We start from the raw sequence: 22065 nt of genomic DNA on the forward strand, positions 1-22065 counted from the left end.
GTGCCTGCCTGTTCTGAATTCCGTTAAAAATGAATAAACACGGTTTGACTGACCGCAGTTTGCCATCTGCGTTTATATTAATTCGATTGTCATTCATCTCTCAGAGAAGTAAAGTATGTAACTCTTTGTAATCCTCTCTGCCTGTCTGTTCCCAGGCGGCAACGATGGCAGTACCATTACGGATATGACAAACCTTCAAACACCTTCAGAGAATACCCCAACGTCTGCCAGCAACGCACCTAAAGCAAAAATCCTGGTTGTCGATGACGACTTGAGACTGCGTGAGCTGCTAAGACGTTACCTGACCGAACAAGGTTTCCATGTCGTCGGTGCTGAAAATGCACAGACAATGAATAAGCTTTGGATGCGTGAACGCTATGACATGCTGGTGCTGGATTTAATGCTGCCGGGTGAAGATGGTCTCGCCATTTGCCGCCGCTTACGCGGCGCGGGAGACAAAACACCGATTATCATGCTGACAGCAAAAAGCGAGGAAGTGGACCGTATTATCGGGCTTGAAATGGGAGCTGACGACTACCTTCCCAAACCGTTCAACCCCAGGGAACTGGTCGCCCGTATCAATGCTGTTTTACGTCGTAAAGTACCGGATGAATTACCGGGTGCACCATCCGAAGGCCCGCAGACTTTTGCTTTCGGTGATTTTGTGCTGGATCTCGGTACCCGTACGCTCAGAAAAAACAACGAAGTGATTTCTCTGACAACCGGCGAATTTTCCGTACTTAAAGTCTTCGCCCGCCATGCGCGCCAGCCTTTGTCCCGTGAAAAACTGATGGAGCTGGCGCGAGGCCGCGAATATGAAGTATTTGACCGTAGCCTGGATGTGCAGATTTCACGTCTCAGAAAACTGATAGAGCCAGATCCATCCAACCCTCTGTATATTCAGACTGTCTGGGGACTCGGCTACGTTTTCATTCCGGACGCCAGCAAGGATTAGTTTTTGCGCTGATCACTTATGCGCTCATACCTGAATAGTCTTGAATGGCTGCGCAGCGGTCTTTTCTGGCGTACATTTTTTTTACTGGCCATCCTTGTGATGGCCAGCATGATGATATGGTTCATCAGCTTCAAGACCCTTGAACGCAGTCCCCGCGCACAGCAACTGACCGCGCAGATCACCTCCATCGTCACAATCACACGCACTGCGCTGACCCATGCCGCGCCTGAAAAACGCCAAGAGCTACTGCAGGATCTCGCTCACAGCGAGGGAATACGGTTTTATCTGCGTAACGATAGCGATATACTGGAAAAACTGGAGCCCACTGCATTCCTGACAGAATTCAGTGAAATGATGAGAGCGCAGCTAGGCAAGGAAACTCATTTTGCCCGTTCAGTCAATGGTAACAACGGATTCTGGATCACCCTGGAGATTGAAGGCGATCATTACTGGCTGCGACTCGATGAAGACCGTCTGGAACCGCCAACCACACTACCGGTCATCAGCTGGATCTCTGCTACCTTATTAATAACCTTGCTGGGTGCAGCGGTTATTTCTAAGTTCATTAACGACCCGCTATCCCGTCTGAGTAATGCAGCAAGATTACTGGCACAAGGCAAGCAGGCGCCAGTTTTGCCTGAACGTGGTCCGAAAGAAATCCGCGAAACGAATGCCAGTTTTAATAATATGGTTGCGGATCTGGCAAGAATAGATGCCGACCGTACCATCATTCTGGCTGGTATTTCACATGATTTGCGAACGCCGCTCGCGCGCATGCAACTCGAAGTGGAAATGGCAAATCTGGACGAACAGGCACGATCCGGCATGCAGTCAGATTTATCGCAAATGGATGCCATCATCAATCAATTCCTCGATTATGCGAAACCGATCGACAGTCTGCGCTTTGATCAGGTGAACATCAGCGAACTGCTGAAACAGGTGATTCGTGAATATTCACGGGTGAATTACCTGCACCTGCACTCGGCAATTGCGTCTGATATGTATATTTCAGGAAATGCGACCGAGCTCAGGCGACTTTTCAGCAATCTGATTGAAAATTCCTGTCGTTACGGCAAGAATCCCGACAAGCTCAATACCGTGATTGAAATTCAATGCAGCCACAAAACCAAAGGAAAAAAACAAGGTGTACTGATCAGCTTCCGCGATTACGGCGAAGGTGCTCCTAGTGACGATGACATCGGACGCCTGCTGAAACCGTTCACCCGTGCCGATGCATCACGCAGCCAGGCGAACGGGTCGGGGCTTGGTCTGGCAATTGTCGATCGGATAGTCCGCCGTCATCGTGGCAGGCTGAGGATTTATAACCATGAACATAAAGGTTTTGTTGCCGTTATGATTTTCCCTGAATTCAAATCCAAATAAAAAATCCCGCCAGGCGGGATTTTTTATTCGTTTCATCTCTGAGTTACTTCTACTACTTCACTGCCATCGCTAACTGTAAGCCAGACTTGTCGTCGGTTCCGACAGGTTCGGACTGCTGTGCAATGCCGCTTTCAGCAGATTTTTTATGTTGCTTTGTAGAAGGAGTCAGTTCATAGCTCAATTGCATGCCACCATTCAGTCTGGCTGACGGCGTGGAAATGTTTGCAGGGGTGGCAACCACGGGAGCTGCCTTAGCCGCCATCGCATTCGCAACCGACATCGGTGTCGAAAAGTTAGCGAAACCAGCAGCGCCAGCAACACCTGCGCACAACATCAGGCCAGCCAGTACGGAAGGACGCAAACGCAGACGGAAGCGCTCCTGTGCATCTTTCTCTGCTTGCTGAGCGATATCGTAAGTAATTTCCACTGGTGCGCTCGACAACATTTGCTGCGCCTGCAAACGCCATTCGGCGCTTTGCTGCTGATTGTTACGCAATTTTGCAATCAATTCCTGTGCCAGATGTTCGGCCTGCGCATGTTCTGTCGCCAGACTCAGATTTTCCTGCTCAGTTTCCGCTTTCAATGCGGCCTGTGTTGCCATTAACTGTGCCTTCAGTGACTCAAGCTGTTGCTGACGTGCTTGCTTCTGTTGTTCAATTGCCTCTTGCTGTTGCGCGAGCTGTTGCTGCAACGTAGCCAGTTCCTCTTCTTCCGGTGACAAGGCCAGGATGTTTTTCTTCGCTTGTTCCAGCGCTGCTTTCGCCGATGTCAGTTCAGCACGGCGTTGCAGCATCAGATCAGCCAACGCAGCCTCTTGCTCTTCCTGTTGCTGCAAATCAGCCAGCAATGCCTGTTCAGCCTGTAAACGAGCGGCAACCTCCTGCGCCAGCTTATTCTCAGCTGCAATTCTTTGCGCTTCAGTTTCTGCCAGTTGCTGTTGTTGTTCGAGTCGGGCGTTCATCTCGGCTGTCGCCATTCTGGCTTGTTCTGCGAGTGACTCAGATGCCGCGATCAGCGCCTGTTCTGCCGCGAGTTTTTCCTGTTCTGCCGCATTTGCCTCTGCTGCCTTTTGTGCGCGCAACTGGCTTTGTTTCGCCAGTTCCGCCTCAATCTGCAATCTCTCCTCGGATGCTTTAAGGATCAGTGCTTCTGCTTCCATTTTCTGGTTGATCGCAGTCAATGCCTGCTGCTTCAGGTCCAACTCATCCTGTTCGCGTTGCTTCTGCAGTTGTATTGCCTGAATTTCGCGCTGAGCAAGATCAGCCTTTTGCGCTTCCATTTGCTGTAATGCCAACAACTCATCAGCACGCATCTGCGCGAGTTCAGCTGCTTCTTTTTCTGCAGCCGCGTGCATTTGCGCTAATTCTGTCGCTTCTTTCTCTGCACTCAGTTTCATCTGCATCGCCACGTTCGCATCTTGCTCAGCCTGAGCACGAATCTCAGACAATTGCAGATAAGACTGCTCAGCTTGCTGACGCTGTTCCGCCTCTGCCAGTGCTTTTTGTTCTGCCAGCATCTTTTGTTCGATGGCGGCCAATTCTTCAAGTTCAGCCGCCGCGCGCCGGTTTTCGATCAGCGCCAGTGTTTCTGCTTCACGCAGTCTGGCTTCCATCGCCTCTGCCGCTGTGCGTTGCGCCTCAGCGTGTTGTGCCGATTGCGCAAATAAGGCCTGCTCAGTTTCCAGCTGCAATTGAGACGCCTGAGCCGCCGCCTGCTCCTGTTCAACACGTGCGGCGGCGATCTGTGCTGCCTCTTGTTCCGCCTGCAAACGTTGTTGCAGGGCTTGCTGTTGCTGTTGTTCCGCCAGTAATTTCGCTTGCAACTCTTCATTCAGTTGTTGCTCGGTCGCCAGGCGTTGTTGTTCTGCACGGCTGGATTCCAGCAACAAGGAAGTTTTTTCTTCGAGTGCGGCAGCAGTCTGACGCTTGATCAATGCCTCTTCAGCCGCCTGCGCCAGCCATTCCTTTTCTTTCGCATTCAGATTTTCTATGGCCAGGCGTGCCTCTTCGTCGCTAGTTTTGCGTGCTGCCAGCAACTCCACTTGCTCCGCTTCTGCATTCAGGCGCGCCTGCGCTTCCGCTGCTGCAGCAACTTCAGCCTCTTGCTTCGCCGTCAGCATTGCCACCAGCGCCTGTTCTGCCTCGATACGCTCTTGTTGCGCCTTCAGTAATTGCTGTTCTTGCTGCACACGCTGTTGTGCTATTTCTGCCATCAGCTTCTGCGCATCAGCGTGTGCAGCCAGTTCCTGATGTAAAGCCTGCTCTGCAGCGAGCGTTGCTTCGCCGGCCAGACGTGCCACTTGCTGTGCGTATGCATTAGCCTGAGCAAATTCATTTGCCTGCTTTTCACTGGCCAGACGGATTTGTACGTCTTGCTGAGCGCTTTGTTCCGCCTGCAATTTTGCTGTTGTTGTTGCCAGCAATACAGCCTCATCAGCGGAGCGTTGCTGTACGACTTGTTCCAATTCCGCGATGCGACGATTCTTTTCAACCACCAGCTGATGCGCTTTTTGCTGGCTGGCAGCATACGCCTGCGCCTGCAATTGCAAGGCTTTTTCTGCCTGCAGCTTCGCCTCAGCCATCTGACTAGCTTCCTGTTCGGCACGGGCGCGTTCAGCGGCAGCAATTGCTTGCTCCTGTTCGGCTGCAGCCTTTGCCTGCGCTGCTGTGTGGGCGATCTTTTCTGCTGTCAGTTTTTCTGCCGCAGCTTTGGCCATCGCTTTTTCAGCCTCGGTGCGTTCATGCTCCAGCTTTGCCTGTTGTTCCAGCGCTGCTGCAGCCTGTTGCTGTGACTGCGCCTTTTCCTGCTCCAGACGTGTGATCTGCGCTGCTGCCTTCACACGCGCTGCTGCAGCCTGCGCTGCCTGCTGTTCCGCCTGCGCCTGCGCCGCATTTTGCTCAAGCAGTTTCTTTTCTTCTGCGAGCTTTAATTCTGTTGCCATACGCAGCGCCTGTTCGGCTTCCAGACGGGCCAGATGCTTGTCACGTGCTTCCTGCTCGAGCTTCGCTTTCGCCTGCAATTCCTCGGTTAATTTTTTCTCTGCCCGCAGTTTTTCCTGTACCAGATTCAGTGCTTTCTGCTCGGATTCCGCACGCAGACGCAAGGTTTTACCTAATTCTTCAGCTTCTGCAGCTTTCGCCTGTGCCGCGCTGGCCGCCTGTTTTTGCAATTCAGCGTGTTCCTGCATTTTTTGCAGACGGGTCTGCTCAGCCAGAATCAATGCCTGACGTGCGGCACGTGCCTCCGACTCTTGCTGCTGACGCGCCTGCAGTACGCTGACATGCTGACGGTCAGCATGAGCACGGGCAATCACTTGTTCTGCGGCGGCTTTTTCTGCCTCCAGTTTCTCCTGCGCTGCGCGTACAGCCTGTTTTTCCGCCTCGGTACGAACCTGCTCAGCGCGCGTCATTTCCATCGCTTGCTGCGATTTCAGCACTGCCAGTGCGGCGGCTTTACGTTGTACTTCCTTTTGAATTTCCGCTTGTTCCAGCGCGCTCAGTTCAGCCTGATTCGCCGCTTCCAGCGCCAGTCTTTGTTCACGCTCAGCCTGCTCTTTTGCCGCGGCAATGGCTTTCATTTCCTCTTCGGCGCGTTGCTTGGCTTCTAATTCCAGTTGAGCAGCCTGCTCCAGCGCCAGTTTTTCCTCTGCCGTTTTCAGCATTTGCTGTACCGCCTCGGCACGACGACGCTCAGCCTCCAGTTTCTCATCGAGTAATTCCATCGCTTTCGCCTCATCCTGAGCAAGTTGCTGCTGAACGCGCAACAGTTCGCTGACATCCTTACTCTTTTTGACTGTTGCTTCCGCCATTTTTTGCTGCAATTCCGCTTGCTCGATCGCTTTTTCGAGTGCGATTTTTTCGGCCACGTATTCTGCTTCCTGCGCGACGCGTGCCGCGCGCTCAGCTGCTTCCTGCATACGCAGCAACTCTGCATGGGCTTCGTCCGCTTTGGCACGGGCTTCTGCTTCTTCTGCTTTCTGACGCTCTGCCTGCAGTTTTGCGTCAAGCGCGTTAGCTGCTTTTTGCTCTGCTTCTGCACGACGTTTTTCTGCTGCCAGCAATTCTTCTGCCTTTTTCGCCTTCAGTTCGGCTGCAGCACTGGCCCGCTTGAGTAACTCTGCCTGAAACGCACTGGCGCTCAGCGCCTGCTGTTCAGCATCAGCCTGCTCACGGGCAGCTTGCACCGCGACACGTTCAATTTCCATGCGTTCTTTTGCCAGCTTGGCGGCGCGCTGTTCTTCCGCTGCACGCTGACGGGCGACTTCAGTTGCTTCCTGTTCAGCGATACGGCGCTGACGCGCCTCTTCGGAGGCTTCTGCTTCCGCTTGCAGACGAGCGCGTGTCTGTGCATCCGCCTGTTGTTCACTCTCAATGCGATGCATCGCCGTCGATTGCAATTCGCGTTCTGCGCGGATACGGGACTCTGTCACCTGGCGAATTTTATCTTCTGCTTCACGGCGTGCTTGCGCAGTTGCAGTCGCGATCATTTCTGCCTGTTCGCGTTTTGAGGCTGCAGCATACAATTCCTGCTCAGCCTGCATACGCATCTGAATCGCTTCAGCAGCACGGCGTTCGGACTCCATGCGGGCCTGTGCAATCGCTTCCTGTTCCTGTTCAATCGCCACGCGTGCCAGCGCATCTTCACGTGCACGGACTTCGACCGGAGCACGGTTGATCGCACATTCCAGCGCCATAGCTTCAGCCTGATCACGCTCTTTACTTGCCTGCAGTGTTTCGCTACGCACCTTGAGCAACATTTCTGCAGTTTCACGCGCTTCACGTTCACGCTTTTCACGTTCGCGTGCCAGTTCCGCAATACGGGCATCTGCTCGGGCGCGCTCAACGGCTTGCTGACGCGCACTTTCAGAGGCGGCAAAACGCTCTGCTGCCCAATTTTTGGCCGCTTCTGTCTGTTTGCTTAACTCACTGACTGTCGCCTGTGCTTTAGCCGTAATTTCAGATTCAGCCTTGAACTGCATTTCGGCACGTGCTCTGGCTTCCTGCTCTATCTTCAGACGTTGCTCAGATTGCGCACGGGCACGGCTTTCCATCTGGGAACGCTCTTGTAATTCACGTGCTTCCTGTTCATTCGCCGCAATCCTGGCGGCAGCTGCGGCCTGCGATTGCTTTTCAGCGAGCAATCTGGCACGGCTGGCTTCTGCAGCTTCCTGTTCCAGCTGTAATTTTTTCTGCGCCAGTTCGGCGGCTTCGGCTTCTGCCTGCGCGCGGGCTTCTGCCATCGCACGCGCCTGCGCCTCGGCTTTCAGACGGGTTTCAGAGGCTACGGTGGCGCGGGCTTCCGCTTCAACACGGGCAATCGCCTCGCGTATGCCTTTGACGTCGATACGGGAATTCGACTCCAGATCATCAGGAGAAGATAAAAAATCTTCTTTCTGATCCATACGCTGATCAAGGGAGAAATTCCCTAAAGAAAATTTATTTAATAATGACTGATTGCTGTCCATTCTTCACTCCTGAGATAGTAGTCGTCCCCTAAAGTCGCTGGCCTGGCGGCTCCGGAACTTCTTAACCTGAATTATCAATCAAGAAAAATCAAACAATTGCCGGAGTAAAGCCAGAAAAACCCTTCTATTCCCGTTTATTCACGAATGAACGTCTCCCCTAAAACGACGCAGGGACGTAAAATAGCGGTCACACCAAAATAAGCTGGAGAAATACCTTGAATGAATTAGTGACTGAAATAAAACATCCGTTAGTGCAGCACAAACTGTCGCTGATGCGCAGTAAAGATACGCCAACGGATAATTTCCGCCGCCTGCTGCGCGAGATCAGCCAGATGCTGGCATACGAAGTCACACGTGATCTGCCTATCGAATTCACCCGTATCGAAACTCCGATTCAGGTCATTGATGCACCGATGATCAGCGGCAAAAAACTTTGCGTGATCTCTGTGCTGCGGGCCGGTAACGGCATACTGGATGGCATGCTGGATCTGCTGCCGAATGCGCGCGTTGGTCATATTGGTCTGTATCGTGACCCGGAAACGCTGGAACCGGTTGAGTACTACTACAAAGTGCCGGAAGATATCGCTGACCGTCTGGTGATCGTGGTTGATCCTATGCTGGCCACCGGTAACTCTGCCGCTGCCGCAATCACCCGCCTGAAGCAGGGCGGTGCGAAGTCGATTAAATTTGTCTGCCTGCTGGCCGCACCGGAAGGCATCAAGGTTATGCAAAATGCGCATCCTGATGTGCCTATCATTACCGCATCCATCGATCAATGTCTGAACGATCATGGTTATATCGTCCCGGGCTTGGGCGATGCTGGTGACCGCCTGTTCGGCACCAAATAAATTCAAGCGAATCGCCCCGGCAGCCTCACAGCGCCGGGGCTTTTTTGTTTCTGTTTTCAGAATGATGTATCTCTTTCCCTGCACTGAATATGACAACGACCGCCAGTTTCATTCCAGCTTCCAAATTACCCGAAGTCGGCACCACGATTTTTTCAGTGATGTCTGCACTTGCCGCTGAGAAAAAAGCCGTGAATCTGGGACAAGGGTTTCCGGATTTCGATTGCGACCCCACGCTGCCAGCAGCAGTCGCCCGCGCCATGACTGACGGGCACAATCAATATCCGCCGATGCCGGGTGTTGCTGTATTCAGAGAGCAGATCGCGGCTAAAATCGCGGCGATTTACGGTTACCAATATGATCCCGCCAGCGAAATCACCGTCACTGCCGGGGCCACGCAAGGCATACTGACTATCTTGCTGGCCTGCGTGCATGCGGGCGATGAAGTGATTGTGATCGAACCTGCGTATGACAGCTATGTGCCATCCATCAGACTCGCCGGTGGCGTGCCTGTTTTCGTCAGCATGGAATTAGGCGAGCATGGCTACAGCATACCGTGGGACAAAGTCCGCGCCAGCATCACCGGCAAAACCCGGCTGATCATGCTCAATTCGCCGCACAATCCTACCGGCTCTGTGCTGAGCGCCAGCGATATCGCGGCATTGACCGATATTGTGCGTGACACCTGCATCCTCATTGCCTCAGATGAGGTATATGAACACATGGTCTATGACGGGCAACGCCACGAATCACTCGCGCGCCACCCGGAACTGGCGCAGCGCAGCTACATCATCTCCAGTTTTGGTAAAACCTATCATGTGACCGGCTGGAAAGTCGGCTATGTCGTCGCCCCGGCGGCGCTGATGGCAGAATTCCGCAAGGTGCACCAGTTCAATGTCTTCACCGTGAATACGCCTATGCAGGTTGGATTAGCGCAGTACATGGCGAATCCCGCGCCGTATCTGGAATTGCCCGCGTTTTACCAACGTAAGCGCGACCTGTTCCGCGATGGCCTCGCGCATTCCCGCTTTCGCCTGTTGCCATGTGCGGGCACGTATTTTCAAAGTGTGGATTACAGCGCGATTTCAGATTTACCGGAACTCGATTTTGCGCGCTGGCTGACCAGTGAAATCGGCGTTGCGGCAATTCCCGTATCGGCTTTTTATCAGCAGGCAAAAGAATCCGGCGTGGTGCGCTTTTGTTTTGCCAAACAGGACGCGACACTGGAAACGGCGATTGCAAGGCTGGCGGCACTGTAACGCCGAACGACAATGACCGATCAGCCGCGACATTACAGTCCAGCTTAATTATCGTCTTTTGCCGCTGCCGCTTGCTGTGCCGCCATTGCACGCAATTTGTCTTTTTTACTCGGGCGTTTACCTTTTACGCCACCATTCACATCAGGCACGCGCTCACTGACAGCAACCGGCAAAGCGCTTACTTCAAAACCCGGGATCGATTCCAGCTCCAGACGCAAACCATGCTTACGCGCGATCAGCGCAAAATGAGCGGCAGATTCCGGCGTCACAAAGTTATACGCCAGCCCGCTGAGACCAGCACGGCCGGTACGGCCTATGCGATGAATATAATCATCGCTGGAACGCGGCAAATCATAATTCACCACCACTGGCAACTGCGCGATGTCGATGCCACGCGCAGCAACATCGGTTGCCACCACTACTTTCAGGCGCGACGCCTTGAAATCGGCCAGCACTTGTTCGCGCTTGCCCTGCGTCAGCTCGCCATGAAATGGTTCCGCTGCAATATGCGCACGACGCAATTTCACCGCCACCAGCTCCGCCGCATACTTGGTCGCGACAAACACCAGCACCCGCGGCCATTTCTCACTGGTCAGCAGATGCCGCAATAATTGGGTACGGCGAGGCGCATCAACACGGATGGCCCGTTGTGTGATATCCGGCTTACCGGCGTCAGTGACTGCTATGCGGATACGTTGCAGTTGCGGGCTGATACGCGCCGCCAGACTTTCCACTTCCGGCGCAAACGTCGCAGAGAATAATAAATTCTGACGCTGTGCCGGCAACATTGCCACAATGCGGTTTAACTCATCGGCAAAACCCAGCTCCAGCAAGCGGTCGGCCTCGTCCAGCACCAGCGTATTCACGCGTGCCAATGACAAAGCATTGTGATCGATCAGATCCAGCAAACGCCCCGGCGTCGCGATCACGATGTCGGCACCGCCACGTAAATGCAGCATTTGCGGATTAATCGAGACACCACCAAACACCACTGCCAATTTGGCAGCCGGTGCAGCCGATTTACACAGACTGCTCAGCGTGGTGCCCACTTGCGCGGCAAGCTCGCGGGTCGGCACCAGAATCAACACCTGCACCGCACGCGGACGCGCCGCCGTCAGCACCAGATTTTGTAAGAGCGGCGCACAGAAGGCGATGGTTTTTCCGGAGCCGGTCTGCGCCTCGGCAATCACATCCTTGCCTTGCAAGATCACAGGAATCGCGGCGGCCTGCACGGCAGTCGCTTCGGTATAACTACGGTCGCGCAAGGCGCTCAGAAGTGCGGGCGTGAGGCCCAGGCTGGAAAATGACATGAATAAAGCTTTGCTGAAAGATGGTCGGCACTATACCGTATTCTGAGGGTGAGAAAGTAAATGGGGCGATGCACACACGATTTGGAGCCTGGTAGCCTGCCAAATGAGGCCAAAAATACTAGGGGGGAGTATATTTAGAAGCCCAGCATTCACGCTGAGAATAAGGTGAAAATGCCATATACTCCCCTTTTTTTAACACTTTTACGGTCCCAAAGCGATCTGGGGAGTGTCGCCACTGGCTGTGGCGACGGGCCGGTAGAGCGAGGATTAATCGACTTGTTTGCGGGCTTGTTCGCGGTCTTTTTCGATCACGCGGATCTGGCGTTGTACGGCTTTGGCTTCGATAGACATGCGTTGCAGCGTTGGCAGGTAACGGCGGCGCTGCACTTTAATGTCTTGCAGGCAGTCATTGACAAAGAAAATGTCATAACAATGGCGCTCTGATGCCTGATACCAGGTTTGCAGGCGGCGTTGCAGCGCTTCGCTTTCGGCGATGACGGCATCAGCGACTTCGTTGGTTTGTATGCTGTTGACCGGATAGCGCGCGTCCATGTCCTGCACAAGCTGGGCGATGCTGGCGAGTTCTGCTTTTTCCTGATCAGCCGCAGTATCAGCATGTGCCACGCTGATGTACGTCAGCAGCAGGCTGGAAGCAAATAAGTGTGAGAGAAATTTCATCAGGCTAGGTTATCGGCAAGTTGGCGTTGATCAGCTTCCATGTATTCTTTGGACTGCATTTCTATGATGCGTGAGACGGTACGGTGAAACTCGTTCGAGAGTGTGCCCTTAGTATACAGCTCTTCGGGCGCAACTTCGGCGGACATAATCAGTTTGACCTTGTTATCGTAAAACACGTCGATCAGCCAGGTGAACCGCCGCGCCTCTGAGGACATGGCAGCGGACATGCACGGAATAGAAGACAAAATTACGGTATGAAAGCGGCTGGCGATTTCGAGGTAATCGTTCTGTGAACGCGGGCCGCCGCACAGTGTATGAAAATCAAACCAGATCACGCCACCGGCACGGCGCAGTGCTTTCAGTGTGCGGCCTTCGATATCGACATGCGGGTCTTCATCTTTGGTGTCGGCAATACGCGAAAACGTATCGCGCAGCGCTTTATCGGTCGCGGCTGAGAGCGGCGTCAGATACGCCTGCACTTGTTCCAGCGCACGTTTGCGGTAATCATTACCGGAATCGACGTTCATCACATCGAGCTTTTCTTTGAGTAAGGCAATCGTCGGCAGCATGCGGTCACGATGCAGGCCCTCTGGATACAACAGATCGGGCTGATAATTGGATGTCATGACAAACGACACGCCGTTATCAAACAAGGCTTTGAGCAGGTTGTACAGCAGCATCGCATCCGCAACGTCGGACACATGGAACTCATCAAAACAGATCAGGCGGTATTTTTTCGCGATGCGTTTCGCGACTTCATCCAGCGGATCTGCAACGCCTTTGAGTTCGTCTAACTGACGATGCACGGCGCGCATGAATTCGTGAAAATGCAGACGGGTTTTACGTACGACAGGGACGACGGAATAAAAACTGTCCATCAGAAACGACTTGCCGCGCCCTACTCCGCCCCACATATAAACGCCGCGCGGTACTTCAGGACGTGTGATAAGACGGGTCAGTTTATTGGCACGCTTGCCTTTGTACAGCACCCATTCTTCATAGGCTTGCTGCAGGCGATCAACGGCGCGTTTCTGCGCTTCATCGGCTTTAAATCCACGCTGGGTCAGCGCTTCGTCGTAAAACTGTTGTACATCCATAGTCTGTTTTTTCAAGCTGTTTCCTCACGTATTTTGTGCGGTACGCATCGATGCCATCATTCATCCGTGCGTTGATTCATGCTGATTCACATTGAGTCAGATTGACTCGCACTGACAACCGAAACCACTTCGTCTGCCGGTCAGAAAAATACGGAACCAGTCTGGCTGGTCGTTGACCGCCGGTAACGCCAACCACACGCGTTGACACCGCGGATAGAGCAATAATAAAAATGGACGAGTATCCGACTCGTCCATTTTTATCGTAGTGCAGATGACGTATCGATCAGAAGTTGAGCGAACGTTTATCTACTGCCAGCGCGGCTTCTTTTGTCGCTTCCGACAAAGAAGGATGGGCGTGGCAAATACGGGCGATATCTTCAGAAGACGCACGGAATTCCATTGCGACCACTGCTTCAGAGATCAATTCTGAAGCCATAGGACCAACGATGTGTACGCCGAGGATTTCATCGGTCGTTGCATCGGCGAGGAATTTCACCATACCGGAAGTATCACCCAGCGCACGTGCGCGGCCATTCGCCATGAATGGGAAAGTACCGGCTTTGTACGCAACGCCATCGGCTTTCAATTGCTGTTCGGTACGACCTACCCACGCGATTTCAGGGGATGTGTAAATCACCCAAGGAATCGTATTGAAGTTCACGTGACCGTGTTGGCCAGCGATACGTTCTGCAACGGCAACGCCTTCTTCTTCCGCTTTATGTGCGAGCATAGGACCGCGTACCACGTCACCGACCGCCCAGACGTTAGGCAGATTGGTTTTGCAATCGCCATCCACCGCGATGAAACCACGTTCATCGAGTGCCAGGCCAACGCCTTCGGCATTCAGGCCGTTGGTGTTTGGTGTGCGGCCGATAGAAATGATTAGCTTGTCGAATACGGCTTTGTGTTCTGCGCCTTTGTCATCGGTGTAATTGACGGTCACGTCTTTACCACTGTTGACGATCTCGCCGATTTTCACGCCGAGGTTAATTTTCAGGCCTTGTTTGTCGAACAGTTTTTTCGCTTCTTTGGCGATTTGTTCGTCCACTGCACCGAGGAACGTTGGCAAAGCTTCGAGTACAGTCACTTCAGCACCGAGGCGACGCCATACGCTGCCCATTTCCAAACCGATCACGCCTGCACCGATCACACCAAGTTTTTTCGGTACTTCAGCGATATTCAGTGCGCCTTCGTTGGACAAAATTGTCTTTTCATCGAACGGTGCTGCTGGCAATGCGCGTGCATTAGAACCAGTTGCGACGATGACGTGCTTGCCAGTGATGCTTTCTTCTGTTTTACCGGCAACCTTAATTTCGTAACCAGCCGCATCGGCTTTCACGAAAGAACCATGACCGTGGAAGAAAGTGACTTTATTCTTTTTGAACAGGAACAGAATACCGTCGTTATTTTGTTTAACGATGGTGTTTTTACGTCCCAGCATTTTTGCGACATCCATACCCAGACCGGATACCGAAATACCGTGGTCAGCAAATGCGTGACCTGCATGTTCAAAGTGTTCGGATGATTGCAGCAGGGCTTTAGATGGAATGCAACCAACGTTGGTGCAGGTACCGCCCGGTGCCGGGCCGCCTTTATCGTTACTCCAGGCATCGATACAGGCAGTAGAAAAACCGAGTTGTGCAGCACGGATTGCTGCGATATAGCCGCCAGGGCCGCCGCCGATTACGACGACATCAAATTGTTTGCTCATGGATTTATCCTGATTTCTGATTGTTTCTGATTACGCGTGAGGAAAAGACATACGGTGAACAGGCGGATTCACTCTTCTTCCGGCACAAAAATCCACGCTAAGACATAAGCGACCAGACCTGCACCGAAATAACAAGTGAAAAAGACAAACAACAAACGCCATATCCATGATTCAAGGCCGGTGAACTTGCCTAAACCACCGCAAATACCGCCCAGCCACCGATCAGTATTTGAACGACGGAAGCGGTTCAGCTGGTTCAGAGAATCATCGATACCGGAAAAAGAATTGCTATTTGCATTCTGAGCGGAAGCTCCGCTTCCAACGGAAGACAGGAGCTTCGCCTTGGCTTGCGCGAACTCTGCATCAGTCAGTGCTCCTGCCTGATGCAGTTCATGCAGACGTTTGATGTCGTCAGCGATGTTCACGACGATGGCCTCTTACAGATCCAGCAACAGGCGTGATGGATCTTCCAGCGCGTCTTTCATCGCAACCAGCGCCAATACTGCTTCACGACCGTCGATGATGCGGTGATCGTAAGACATCGCCAGATAGTTCATCGGACGAATCACGATCTGACCATTTTCAACCACTGCGCGGTCTTTGGTTGCATGCACACCCAGAATCGCAGATTGTGGTGGGTTGATGATCGGTGTCGATAACATGGAACCGAAAGTACCGCCATTAGAAATGGAGAATGTACCGCCAGTCAGGTCGTCGAGCGTCAACTTACCATCTTTCGCTTTGGCACCGAATTCACCGATTTTCTTTTCAATTTCAGCGATCGACATCTGATCAGCATTACGCAGAATAGGTACGACCAGACCACGTGGCGAACCAACTGCGATACCGATATCAAAGTAGCCGTGATAAACGATGTCATTACCGTCAACGGACGCGTTGATGATAGGATATTTTTTCAGCGCTGCAACAGCTGCTTTGACAAAGAACGACATGAAACCCAGCTTCACACCGTGTTCTTTTTCAAATTTATCTTTGTACTTATTGCGCAATTCCATGACTGGCGCCATGTTAACTTCATTGAATGTCGTCAGAATTGCATTAGTTGATTGCGATTGCACCAGACGCTCAGCGATACGTGCACGCAGACGGCTCATAGGAACGCGTTCTTCAGGGCGGTCACCCAGGTTCACAGCAGCAGGTGCATTCACTTGTTGCAATGCCGGTTTCGTTGCCGCAGGCGCAGCCAGTGGCGCAACAGCTGGAACCGCTTTGCCAGCAACAGCTGCCAGCGCATCACCTTTAGTGACGCGACCATCTTTACCTGAGCCATCAACCTGGCCAGCAGACAAACCGTTTTCAGCCAGGATTTTTGCAGCTGCCGGCATAGCAACGCCCGCCGATGATTTTGCATCAGCAGATGCAGCAACTGCAGGTGCTGCGGCGACCGCCGCTGGTGCAGCTGCAGGCGCTGCAACTGTTCCGGCGCTCGCTGCTGTATCAAGGATCGCGATCACTTCACCAGCAACAACTGTGCTGCCATCACCCTTGATGATTTGTGTGATCACACCAGCGTCAGGTGCTGGCAATTCCAGAACAACCTTATCTGTCTCAACGTCGATCAGATTTTCATCGCGCGCAACGGATTCACCTACTTTTTTATGCCATGTCAGCAAAGTCGCTTCAGCGACGGACTCTGATAATTGAGGAACTTTAACTTCGATAATTGCCATTTTTTACTCTCCGATTCGGGTAGCCAGACACGGCACCAGCTTCTGGTGCCGTGCCGCGTCATTATTTAGTCAGGACAAAGCCCTTGAGTTTGGAAAATGCCGTTTCCAGCAATGCTTTTTGCTGTGCATAGTGCTTGTCGTAGTAACCGACCGCTGGCGATGCACTCGCTGGACGACCTGCGTAAGCAAGTTTCTGACCTTCTTCCAGACTTTCAAAAATATTGTGCTGGATCTGGAACCATGGACCTTGATTTTGCGGTTCATCCTGCGCCCAGACCAACTCAGCCATGTTAGGGAATTTTTTCAATTCCGCAGCGAAGCTCTTATGTGGGAATGGATACAACTGCTCAACACGGATGATCGCAGTATCTGTCTGCGCGCGCTCTTTACGAGCATTCACCAGATCGTAGTACACCTTACCGGAGCAAGCGATAACGCGTTTTACTTTTTTCGCGTCAATCGTTTCATCGACTTCACCAATCACGGTATGGAAGCTGCCTTTTGCCAGCTCAGACAATGGCGAACCTGCATCTTTATTACGCAACAAAGATTTCGGTGTCATGATCACGAGTGGCTTGCGGAACTGACGAATCATCTGACGGCGCAGCAGATGGAAAATCTGCGCCGCAGTTGTCGGCTGAACCACTTGCATATTGTTATCTGCGCATAATTGCAGGAAACGTTCAGGACGAGCGGATGAGTGCTCAGGACCCTGACCTTCGTAACCATGTGGCAGCATCATTACCAGACCGCAGGCACGACCCCACTTCACTTCACCGGAACTGATGAACTGATCGATTACTACCTGTGCACCGTTAGCGAAATCGCCGAACTGCGCTTCCCAGATAGTCAGCGTATTTGGTTCTGCTGTGGAGTAACCATATTCAAAGCCGAGTACAGCTTCTTCTGACAAAACAGAGTCGATAACAGTAAATGGTGCCTGTTTATCAGAGATATTTTGCAGAGGGATGTAGGTACCGGCATCCCAGCGTTCACGCTTCTGATCATGCAGAACGGCATGACGGTGAACGAAAGTACCACGACCAGCATCCTGACCTGTCAGACGAATTGCGTAACCGGAGGACAGCAGAGAAGCGTAGGCAAGATGTTCACCCATACCCCAGTCCAGATTCATTTCACCGCGCCCCATCGCAGCACGGTCACCGAGAACTTTTTCTACCAGGCTATGTGGCTTAAAGCCTTCCGGTACGACAGTAATACGCTCTGCCAGACGTTTCAGCTCTGTTACCGGCACAGCAGTGTCAGCAGCATCTGTCCACTTGCGATTCAGGAAAGGAATCCAGTCAACTGCGTATTTGTTTTTGAAGTTAGAAATGACCGGATCATGGGTATGCTTACCTGCATCCATCGCATCACGGAATTCCTTGACCATCTGATCGCCGGTGTCCGCAGAAATCGTACCCTGTGCAGCCAGTTTATCTGCATACAATTTACGTGTACCAGGATGCTGTCCGATTTTTTTGTACATCAGCGGCTGCGTCAATGCTGGCGTATCTTGCTCATTGTGGCCCAGTTTACGGTAGCAGATGATATCAACAACGACGTCTTTCTTGAATTCCATACGGTAATCAAGAGCAATCTGCGTTGCCAGAACAACGGCTTCCGGATCGTCCGCATTCACGTGTAACACCGGAGCTTCAATCATCTTGACGACATCAGAGCAATACAGTGTGGAACGGGAATCACGTGGATCAGATGTCGTGAAACCGATCTGGTTGTTAATGACGATGTGCACCGTACCACCGGTACCGTAGCCACGTGTCTGCGCCAGATTCAAGGTTTCCATCACAACGCCCTGCCCTGCGAAAGCGGCATCACCATGCACCAGAATAGGTAACACTTGTGAGCCATCTTTGTCGCCGCGGCGATCCATACGCGCTTTGACAGAACCTTCAACCACAGGATTAACGATCTCGAGGTGAGAAGGATTAAATGCCAGAGACAAGTGAACCGGACCACCTGGAGTAGAGATATCGGATGAGAAACCCTGGTGGTATTTCACGTCACCTGCAGGCAAGTCGTCACCGTGTTTGCCCTCAAATTCAGCAAACAGATCCTGCGGCATTTTACCTAAAGTATTCACCAGAACGTTCAGACGGCCGCGATGCGCCATACCGATAACGATTTCTTCAACACCGCGCTCACCGGCGCGCTGAATTGTTTCATCAATCGACGCAATGAAACTCTCACCGCCCTCGAGCGAGAAACGTTTCTGACCAACATATTTAGTATGAAGATAGCGTTCCAGGCCTTCGGCTGCGGTCAGACGGTCAAGAATATGTTTTTTCTTTTCCGGAGTAAAAGAAGGTGTGGAACGGATAGATTCGAGTTTTTGCTGTATCCAGCGCTTTTCAGCCGGATCACTGATATACATGAATTCTGCACCGATGGAACGGCAGTATGTATCACGCAGGAAATTAATCAGATCACGCAAAGAGGCAGATTCAGGTCCGAAGTAAGTATTCGAGATATTGAACTTGATGTCCATGTCGGCATCAGTGAAGCCGTAGAAACTCGGATCCAGCTCAGGAATATTCGGACGTTCCTGACGCTGCAAAGGATCAAGGTTTGCCCAGTGACTTCCCAGAAAGCGATATGCAGCGATCAGCTGCTGCGCGAAAACGCGCTTACGTCCCATATCGGCATCAGCGTTAGCGCTGACAGCGCGAATCGGTCCGTGTTTTGCACGTTCGGCAAAAGAAGCAATCACAGGTGCATGAGCAACGTCAGGCTTACTGGAGCCATCAACTGCAGGCACGTGTTGCATGGCGTCGAAATACGCACGCCAGTTTTCAGGAACGGAACCGGGATTATTCAGATACGCTTCGTAAAGCTCTTCTACATACGGCGCGTTGCCGCCGAACAAATACGAATTAGCGTTATATTGTTGCATCATCTTGCTCACCTTTCTTCGCGTTTCGCGAGATTAGCGGGTTAACTAACCTTCCGCGACACGGCCTGACCGGTTAGCGGATTGCACATCAAGTTGTGGGGAAGGGCTTGTTTCAAACTATTTTCGTATCGGAGTCAAAACGCACATCAATCTCAATATGTTTTTTGATTCCAAAACGAAAAAACATCTAAAATTTACATTCGAGCCGAAGCATAGCATATTTAGCGAATAAAAAAAAAGCGAGCCACAAAGACTCGCTTTTTTCGATGCTGCAGTGCGATACCCAGCTATCGCGAATTAACGCTTATCGATAGCAGGAACATCACGTTTTGCTGCGCCAACAAACAATTGACGTGGGCGGCCAATTTTTTGTTCAGGATCAGAAATCATTTCTTTCCATTGAGCGATCCAGCCAACGGTACGTGCCAGCGCGAAGATGCCTGTGAACAGTGCAGTCGGGATACCCAGTGCGCGCTGTACGATACCGGAGTAGAAGTCAACGTTAGGGTACAGTTTACGGCTGACGAAGTATTCATCTTCCAGTGCGATTTTTTCCAACGCCATTGCCAGCTTGAACAATGGATCATCCTGCAGACCCAGTTCTTGCAACACTTCATAGCAAGTTTCACGCATCAGTTTCGCACGTGGATCGTAGTTTTTATAAACACGGTGACCAAAGCCCATCAGCTTAACGCCGGAGTTTTTGTCTTTTACCTGAGCGATGAACTGAGGAATATTATCTACGGTGCCGATTTCTTCGAGCATACTCAGCGCAGCTTCATTCGCACCACCGTGAGCAGGGCCCCACAAGCAAGCGATACCAGCTGCGATACATGCAAATGGATTGGCGCCGGAAGAGCCAGCCAGACGCACTGTCGATGTTGACGCATTTTGTTCGTGATCTGCATGCAAAATCAGGATACGATCCAAAGCACGAACCAGAACTTCGTTAACTTTGTATTCGGCGCATGGTGTCGAGAACATCATGTGCATGAAGTTAGCGCTATAAGACAAGTCATTACGTGGATAAACGAAAGGCTGACCGATAGAATATTTATACGCCATCGCTACGAGCGTTGGCATTTTCGCGATCAGACGTATCGCTGACACTTCACGGTGATGAGGATCGTTAATATCCAGAGAATCGTGATAGAACGAAGACAATGCACCAACCGTACCAACCAGCACAGACATCGGATGTGCATCACGGCGGAAGCCACGGAAGAAGAACTGCATCTGTTCGTGAACCATCGTGTGATTAGTCACGGTGGCGACAAATTTTGCTTTTTCTTCTGCCGTCGGCAATTCACCATTCAACAACAAATAGCAAGTTTCAAGAAAATCACCGCCATTAACCGCTAACTGCTCAATCGGATAGCCGCGGTACAGCAACTCACCTTTATCACCATCAATATAGGTGATCGAAGAATTACATGCCGCAGTCGACATGAAACCCGGATCATAAGTGAACATACCGGTAGAGCCATACAACTTACGGATGTCTATAACATCAGGACCAATCGATCCCTTGTAAATCGGCATATCCAGTGATGGCGAGCCATCAGAGAATGAGAGGGTTGCTTTTGTTTCAGAATTAGTCATGGCTCTTCCTTCAGATAAGAGGTGAGTCGTTAATCAAAAAAACACAAAAAAAAATCATTTCCAGTCAGGCAATCCGCAGACGAGAGAGCAAAGCGTGAACATGTGGCAAATCCACTTCTGCTTCCGGCTCTTTCTTCGCCATTATCAAGTCCATCAGGACACCGTCTGACAATTCCATCAGGCGACTGAAGGCATCCACCTCTTCGTCACTTAATGACTCTTCATTGAGATCCAGAAACCGCGTCAGTATCAGATCGTTTTCCAACAATCCTCGCCTTGCACGCCAGCGCAGACGGGCGCGCTTCACCGGATCACTTTGATGAGAATTTTCTGCAAGCTCAGACATAGTTACTTTCTCTTTTAATGCTTCCATTTCATGCAGCTCTACGTAAAAACTGCATGAAATAGAAGCGGCGCCTGCAAGCGCCGCTTCAAATTGATCAGACTGCGCGACGAACCATTAATTCTTTGATTTTGCCGATAGCACGGGTCGGATTCAGACCTTTAGGGCAAACATCAACACAGTTCATGATTGTGTGACAACGGAACAAACGATATGGATCTTCCAGATTATCCAGACGCTGCGCTGTCGCCTCGTCACGGGAATCTGCAATAAACCGGTAAGCCTGCAACAAACCAGCTGGTCCGACGAATTTATCCGGATTCCACCAAAATGAAGGACAGGAAGTGGAGCAGCAAGCACAGAGAATACACTCGTACAAGCCATCCAGCTCTTCGCGTTCTTCAGGCGACTGCAGACGTTCTTTTTCCGGAGGAATAGAATCGTTAATCAGATATGGCTTGATGGAATTGTATTGTTTGAAAAATTGCGTCATATCCACGATCAGATCACGGATTACCGGCAAACCTGGCAAAGGACGCAAAACGATAGGCTCAGACAACTCGTTCAGGTTGGTGGTGCAAGCCAGACCGTTTTTGCCATTAATGTTCATCGCATCGGAACCGCAAACACCCTCGCGGCATGAGCGACGCAACGCCAACGAATCATCCACATCCGCTTTGATACGCTGCAGAGCATCCAGCAACATTTTGTCGGTATCTTGCAATTCGACTGTCAGATCCTGCATGTAAGGCTTTGCGTCCTTATCAGGGTCATAGCGATAAATTTTAAATTTCAGTGTACGTGCCATAGTGA

15 protein-coding genes are annotated in these 22065 nt (G+C 51.7%); 4 read left to right on the plus strand and 11 right to left on the minus strand.

Features of this window, described 5'->3' with window-relative positions; genetic code table 11:
- The first annotated feature begins 184 nt into the window (after positions 1-184).
- Complete coding sequence (gene ompR / locus ACPAOP_RS11770; RefSeq protein ID WP_423681686.1) at positions 185-955, plus strand: two-component system response regulator OmpR; 771 nt, start codon at positions 185-187, stop codon at positions 953-955.
- An 18-nt stretch (positions 956-973) separates the two neighbouring features.
- The gene (locus ACPAOP_RS11775; protein ID WP_423681685.1) at positions 974-2338 is read left to right on the plus strand and encodes an ATP-binding protein; all 1365 of its coding nucleotides are present in this window, start codon (positions 974-976) and stop codon (positions 2336-2338) included.
- Between the two features lie 52 nt (positions 2339-2390).
- Here the strand turns inward: ACPAOP_RS11775 and ACPAOP_RS11780 are convergent, their stop codons facing one another.
- Positions 2391-7802, minus strand: coding sequence for a hypothetical protein (locus tag ACPAOP_RS11780; protein WP_423708155.1), 5412 nt, complete (start codon positions 7800-7802; stop codon positions 2391-2393).
- Positions 7803-8017: 215 nt separating this feature from the next.
- Between ACPAOP_RS11780 and upp the strand changes: the two genes are divergently transcribed.
- Both upp and ACPAOP_RS11790 read left to right on the plus strand, forming a co-directional pair.
- A complete protein-coding gene (upp, locus tag ACPAOP_RS11785; protein ID WP_423681683.1) occupies positions 8018-8650 on the plus strand; it encodes a uracil phosphoribosyltransferase in 633 nt (210 codons plus the stop codon).
- Positions 8651-8739: 89 nt separating this feature from the next.
- A complete protein-coding gene (locus tag ACPAOP_RS11790) occupies positions 8740-9906 on the plus strand; it encodes a pyridoxal phosphate-dependent aminotransferase (RefSeq protein WP_423708157.1) in 1167 nt (388 codons plus the stop codon).
- A 44-nt stretch (positions 9907-9950) separates the two neighbouring features.
- Here ACPAOP_RS11790 and ACPAOP_RS11795 read toward each other — a convergent pair whose 3' ends face one another.
- The 10 genes from ACPAOP_RS11795 to ACPAOP_RS11840 all read right to left on the minus strand — a co-directional run bounded on the left by ACPAOP_RS11795 (position 9951) and on the right by ACPAOP_RS11840 (position 22060).
- Positions 9951-11216 (minus strand): DEAD/DEAH box helicase, encoded by a 1266-nt coding sequence (locus ACPAOP_RS11795; protein WP_423708158.1) that lies wholly within the window; start codon positions 11214-11216, stop codon positions 9951-9953.
- A gap of 267 nt (positions 11217-11483) precedes the next feature.
- Complete coding sequence (locus tag ACPAOP_RS11800; protein ID WP_423681680.1) at positions 11484-11894, minus strand: hypothetical protein; 411 nt, start codon at positions 11892-11894, stop codon at positions 11484-11486.
- The gene (gene zapE, locus ACPAOP_RS11805) at positions 11894-12991 is read right to left on the minus strand and encodes a cell division protein ZapE (protein WP_423682268.1); all 1098 of its coding nucleotides are present in this window, start codon (positions 12989-12991) and stop codon (positions 11894-11896) included. Before zapE ends, ACPAOP_RS11800 begins: the two co-directional genes overlap by 1 nt.
- A gap of 283 nt (positions 12992-13274) precedes the next feature.
- Positions 13275-14702, minus strand: a complete 1428-nt coding sequence (gene lpdA, locus ACPAOP_RS11810) for a dihydrolipoyl dehydrogenase (RefSeq protein ID WP_423708160.1) — start codon at positions 14700-14702, stop codon at positions 13275-13277.
- Positions 14703-14770: 68 nt separating this feature from the next.
- On the minus strand, positions 14771-15127 hold the full coding sequence (locus ACPAOP_RS11815; protein WP_423708162.1) for a PspC domain-containing protein: 357 nt from the start codon (positions 15125-15127) through the stop codon (positions 14771-14773).
- A 12-nt stretch (positions 15128-15139) separates the two neighbouring features.
- Positions 15140-16393 (minus strand): 2-oxoglutarate dehydrogenase complex dihydrolipoyllysine-residue succinyltransferase, encoded by a 1254-nt coding sequence (gene odhB / locus ACPAOP_RS11820; RefSeq protein WP_423681675.1) that lies wholly within the window; start codon positions 16391-16393, stop codon positions 15140-15142.
- A 61-nt stretch (positions 16394-16454) separates the two neighbouring features.
- Positions 16455-19310, minus strand: coding sequence for a 2-oxoglutarate dehydrogenase E1 component (locus ACPAOP_RS11825; protein ID WP_423681673.1), 2856 nt, complete (start codon positions 19308-19310; stop codon positions 16455-16457).
- Positions 19311-19604: 294 nt separating this feature from the next.
- On the minus strand, positions 19605-20909 hold the full coding sequence (gene gltA / locus ACPAOP_RS11830; RefSeq protein ID WP_423681672.1) for a citrate synthase: 1305 nt from the start codon (positions 20907-20909) through the stop codon (positions 19605-19607).
- Positions 20910-20973: 64 nt separating this feature from the next.
- Positions 20974-21255 carry a succinate dehydrogenase assembly factor 2 gene (locus ACPAOP_RS11835; protein ID WP_423708163.1) on the minus strand — a complete coding sequence of 94 codons (282 nt, stop codon included), beginning with the start codon at positions 21253-21255 and terminating at the stop codon, positions 20974-20976.
- A gap of 94 nt (positions 21256-21349) precedes the next feature.
- Positions 21350-22060 carry a succinate dehydrogenase iron-sulfur subunit gene (locus ACPAOP_RS11840; RefSeq protein WP_423681670.1) on the minus strand — a complete coding sequence of 237 codons (711 nt, stop codon included), beginning with the start codon at positions 22058-22060 and terminating at the stop codon, positions 21350-21352.
- Between the last annotated feature and the right edge of the window lie 5 nt (positions 22061-22065).

Source organism: Undibacterium sp. WLX3042, from assembly GCF_049544825.1.
Taxonomy (GTDB): Bacteria; Pseudomonadota; Gammaproteobacteria; order Burkholderiales; family Burkholderiaceae_D; genus Undibacterium.